This is a genomic window from Clostridium sp. (genome assembly GCF_016650095.1).
Classification (GTDB): Bacteria; Bacillota; Clostridia; order Clostridiales; family Clostridiaceae; genus Clostridium_AD.
The window spans coordinates 1-4,850 of record NZ_JAENWL010000291.1 but is presented as its reverse complement, the minus strand read 5'-3'; the positions used below and the strand labels follow the sequence as shown (position 1 = coordinate 4,850).

Annotated in this window: 5 protein-coding genes; 2 read left to right on the top strand and 3 right to left on the bottom strand. The window is 29.0% G+C overall.

Going from position 1 to position 4,850, the window contains the following annotated elements:
* Positions 1-219 precede the first annotated feature (219 nt).
* Entirely contained in the window at positions 220-1,080 is an 861-nt protein-coding gene (locus tag JJE11_RS14690) for a hypothetical protein (RefSeq protein WP_291636928.1), read from the top strand.
* Positions 1,081-1,195: 115 nt separating this feature from the next.
* Here the strand turns inward: JJE11_RS14690 and JJE11_RS14685 are convergent, their stop codons facing one another.
* Positions 1,196-1,570 (bottom strand): polymer-forming cytoskeletal protein, encoded by a 375-nt coding sequence (locus JJE11_RS14685; protein ID WP_291636926.1) that lies wholly within the window; start codon positions 1,568-1,570, stop codon positions 1,196-1,198.
* Positions 1,571-1,986: 416 nt separating this feature from the next.
* Complete coding sequence (locus tag JJE11_RS14680; protein WP_291636924.1) at positions 1,987-3,009, bottom strand: VCBS repeat-containing protein; 1,023 nt, start codon at positions 3,007-3,009, stop codon at positions 1,987-1,989.
* A 106-nt stretch (positions 3,010-3,115) separates the two neighbouring features.
* On the opposite strand from JJE11_RS14680, the gene JJE11_RS14675 reads away from it, so the two are divergent.
* Complete coding sequence (locus JJE11_RS14675; RefSeq protein WP_291636922.1) at positions 3,116-4,369, top strand: ABC transporter substrate-binding protein; 1,254 nt, start codon at positions 3,116-3,118, stop codon at positions 4,367-4,369.
* Between the two features lie 74 nt (positions 4,370-4,443).
* On the opposite strand, the gene JJE11_RS14670 is transcribed toward JJE11_RS14675, so the two are convergent.
* Positions 4,444-4,850, bottom strand: a 407-nt coding sequence (locus JJE11_RS14670) for a Fur family transcriptional regulator (protein WP_291636919.1), incomplete at its 5' end; no start/stop codon positions are given.

Sequence of the window (4,850 nt, the reverse complement as noted above, 5' to 3'; positions counted from 1 at the left end):
TTATGCTCAAATCCAATTTGTGCAGTAATAGCTTTAATAATCCTTCAAAGAACATGTCTACTTGAAGATAAAAATGCTTTCTTGTTAATATTATTATTCATAGGTTATTGTTGCTGTAAAGGTGGAGCTGTAGGCAATACTGGTAACAAAGGCTGTGGATGTTAATTCCAAAAATTAGGGGGAGCTTATGCTCTCCCATTTATAAATGAGGTGATAAATGTGTCAAAACATCATAAGAGCCATAGAAATAATGAGAATGACAACAACGGTAATGATAACAACAGTAATGGTAATAACAATAACAGTAATGGTAACAGCAATAACAATGCTAACAGTAATCCGCTAGCACAAATGTTTAATGGAAATTCTGCGAACCCTTTGATGGGACTATTAACTAGCTTTATTGGAGGAAATAATGGTGGTGGCAACAACATGCTTGAAGGTTTGCTTTCTGGTTTGGGGGGCCAAGATAATAATATATTGGGGAATTTGATGGGTGGTTTAGGGGGGCAAGACAATAATTTATTGGGCAATTTGATGAGTAGTTTAGGTGGGCAAGACAATAATATATTGGGAAACTTGTTGGGCAATTTAAGTGGTCAAGGGAATAACATGCTAGGCAACAATAATGCAAATTCAAGCAATTCCAATTCGAATAATTCAAGTAATTCAAATTCGAAATCTAATGTGGCGAAAAAAAATAAAAATAGCATAAATGAAAATCAAGATACAGAAAGTTATAATGAAGAGGATCAGGATAACCAGTTATCAAATTTATTTTCAGGGATGGGTAGTATAGATTTGAGCCAAATTTCAAATATGTTATCTGGAATAGACTTAAATAATTTAGATTTAAGTAATTCAAATCTTAGTGATATGATGAATTCTATATCAAATAATAATTTCATCGAAAATAATGATGTTGAATTTAAACATACAAGTCCTCAAGAAGCTACACATAGTGTTCTCGAAAACTTAGAGGATGAGGATAAGGGACAGTTAATATATATACTAGCTCATCTAGTAGATGAGAAAAAACTCGAAATGCTCAATAGAATTGTAGAAGAGAGTTCTAAGTAAAGATATTAGAACTTTTATGATTGAAATTTTATTTGAGGAGTATTGTGATGATAATATTATTTGAATATAACACATAAATTTTGATTTATGTGTTATATTTCATCATGTCCCTTAATTAATTGTCATTTTTGTCATCAGGTTGCTCGTTACATAGCATGGTACATTTGCCATCAAGAATTCCACCTTCAGAAATTATTAATTTCTTTACCAAAATATCTCCTTTAACTTTACCAGAAGATTCTATGGTTAAAGTGCTTTTACAAGATATATTTCCATGGAGAACTCCGTGTATAAAGGCATTATTGCAGACTGTATTGCCTTTTATGTGGCCAGCGTCGCCTAGTATTACATCATCTTCACAAATTAAATCTCCATCAATTGAGCCGTCTATTTGTAGCAATTCATTTACATTTAAAGAACCAATTATGCAACATTGTTCACCAATTAAAGTCTCAATTCTATTTTCATCTCTTTCTTTATTATTGAACATATATACTCTCCTCCAATTTTAATATAACATATGTTTTAAATTATTATTCTTATATAAATAAGAATGCTTTTTATAAAAGAATATCTAAAATTATATTTTAATGAATAAAATTACTCCAAAAGGTTAATATTATAAATGTAATCGGAGTTGAAATCTCCATTAACATAAAATAAATTATTTTATGTGACCCCCCCCCATCCCCTTTGGGACCGATAATACGGTCCCTTTTGTGATTAGGAATATTCTGTGATAAAGGCAGTATACGAGTCTGTTCCAGACTAGTCTATTTTGTACCATGCTCCGTCATCAGAACCTGTCGATAGTATAACTAGCGACGGAATCTGTTTCCTTGCCTTGCTGCAAAATATAATAGCATCTTTGACTTGTTATTTATTTTAATATCTAAGATAAAAAAATTACTTAATAGCTATAGAACTAATCATAAAGGTAGAAATATTATCACCCTTAGGTGTAAGTTTAAGAACTAATTCTAAAGTATAATTTTTTGTTTCTTTTAAAATGTTGGCATTAGGTTCATTTGTGCTATTGGTATTAGTTCCTTTAAAATTTAATGTCCATAAAATTTCACTGGTATTACCGTTTTTGTCCAATTTATAATCTTTGAAAAGGGCATCCTGAAAGTTGTAATATACTTTTCTGTTTGATAAATCGCTTAATAGTGAAATATCATTACCATTTAAATCAGGGGTGAAAAGTTCTTTTGATATATTTAATTCCGCTAGGGGAAAACTGGACATCAGATTTATAAAACTTAATATGGTGTTTTTACCCATATAATTTTCAGCATAGTTATAGTCAAAAGATTTTAATTTATTTTGAATGAAAATATAACTGATAAAATTCATTTTACCATCTTTAATATTTCCAGATAGAACTTTAGGCGTTTTATTGTTTTTACTATCTATAAACCCTAAAATATTGTTTGTGCTACAAAATATATCTTCAAATTTTTTGCCATTCCAAAGGAATGCATGCGAAACAGTTTTCTTCTTTATAGATGATGTATCCCCTGTAGATGCTGTAGCATCTACAGATGCTTTATCATCTAAAGATGCTTGAGTAAATATTTCAGGTGAATTATCTCTAGATATATCCATTAAAGTAAGCCGCATTGGCCAATCTGCATAGTAATTTCCTACAGTGCTAATTTTTTTAGAAGGCTCTAGATAATAACTTTTATCTTCTGAATTTATTTGAATATAATATTTATCCGCATCTGTTTTTATGTAGAGAATATCCTTAGTTCCATCCCCTGTTAGATCAGCCTGTATCATTTTGGGTTCATTAACAATATTAAATGTGCTTATTAAATTTTTTCTGGAAAATAAGAAGAATGTAAGTATTATGATAAAGATAATAATAGCAGTAAAAGCATAATAAATAAATTTCTTCTTAAAAAATACAACATGTAATTTCATATATTCCACCCCCCATTAAATTATATGTGACAATTATATATTTAATTAACTTATATTCAATAAATATTAGGAAAATTCATTTTTCTTAACGTAAAGAGGTGAACTTATGAAAAAATCAAATAAATTTTTAAAAAACCTATGTAGTATTGTTATAGTTTTGGTTGTTATTGTTAACCTTTCAGCCTGCAAATTTGGTGGAAAAGAAAAAAGTGAAAATCAGAAAAAATTAAACATATATCTAGACACAACTGATGAGTATTCTTCCAAAGTAATTAAGTTTTTAATTGATGAGTTTAAAAAAGATAACCCAGATGTGGAAATAAAACTAAATGCTGCACTTGGAGATAAAAGTGACATTATGGAAACTATTAATCTGGGCACAGAAATTGATATAATTTTTACTAATAGGAATACGCTTATTGAACTTAGTAAAAAGGGAGTTTTGAGTGAGTTGAAAAGCGCTTATGAGAAAGGTGCTATAAGTGATAGATTTTATGATATTATGGGTGCGTATGGGAGAGTAGGAGATAAATATTATGGCATAGGGGTTATCCCATATTCCATGGAACTACTATATAATAAAGCAATTCTAGAAAAACTAAAAATATCTAACCCTAATAATTTAGAACAATGGCTAAATGTATTAAAGCAAATTAATGGTGAGGGAATAAAAACCCCTGTGGTACTAACGCAGGATTTAGATGCCAATGGGCTTTTATTTTCATTAATAGCTAGTAAAACAATAAATATTCATGAGATTGAGGAAAACTATGATAGTGGTGAAGAATCGTATAAAAAATTGAAAGAGGTAGAGGGAATATTTAACGAATTTAATTCACTTACAAAAAATAGTGGAATCACTAAGAATTCTTTTGAACCTGGTAATGAGCAAAGCATTCTTAGTTTTAATAATGGGGATTCTCCATTATTAGTATCTGTTTCTTATTATAATTCTAAACTTAATGGAAGTAATATAGGTATAATAGAAGATTATAATAATAATTCAAGTTATGGTTCTAATGTACCTATTATAGTTAATTCACTATTAAGTGTCCCTATAAATGCAAAAAATGGCGATAATGCTGATGCTTTTATTAAATATATATATAGCGAGGATGTTCAAGCAAGAATTGTGCAAAAGGGAATTATAAGCGGAAATAAAATTGCAAATAATAAAATATCAGGTATTGGAAAAATAATGGTTGAGCATATGCACAAAGCTAATGATAATAGTATGATGCTATTATATAACTTACCTGATAAGATTAAAAACAATGTACTTTTAGCTTTGAAAAGAATTTTAGATGATGGTTATAGTTCTAATGAATGGGAGAAATTATTAAAACAATCTTATAAATAAGCTGGTAAGGTACAATCAAATAAATAAAAAAGAAGTATGAATTTAAATTCATACTTCTTTTTATGTTTAATAAATTATTCTTTGCAATTTTCACATAAGCCATAAAAATATAGTTTACTAGTTAAAACTTCGTAGCTGGTATAAGGTTTTACATCTTCATTTACATCCGAAAAACATATGCCTTCTATGTCATCAACTTTACCACAACTTATACACTGTATATGAGGGTGCTGACACATATTACCATCATATCTAAAGTTACCTTCACCTACATTAAGTTCTATTAGCAATTCAACTTCTACTAGAGTTTTTAATGCTTTATACACTGTAGCTAAACTCATAGTTGGATATGTTGGTTGTAGAGCTTTATAAATTACTTCCGCTGAAGGGTGTTCTTTTGTTGATTGCAAATATTTGTAAACAGCAATACGCTGAGGTGTAAGTTTTAATTTTTTTTGTCTAAAAATTGTTGTAATGTTAT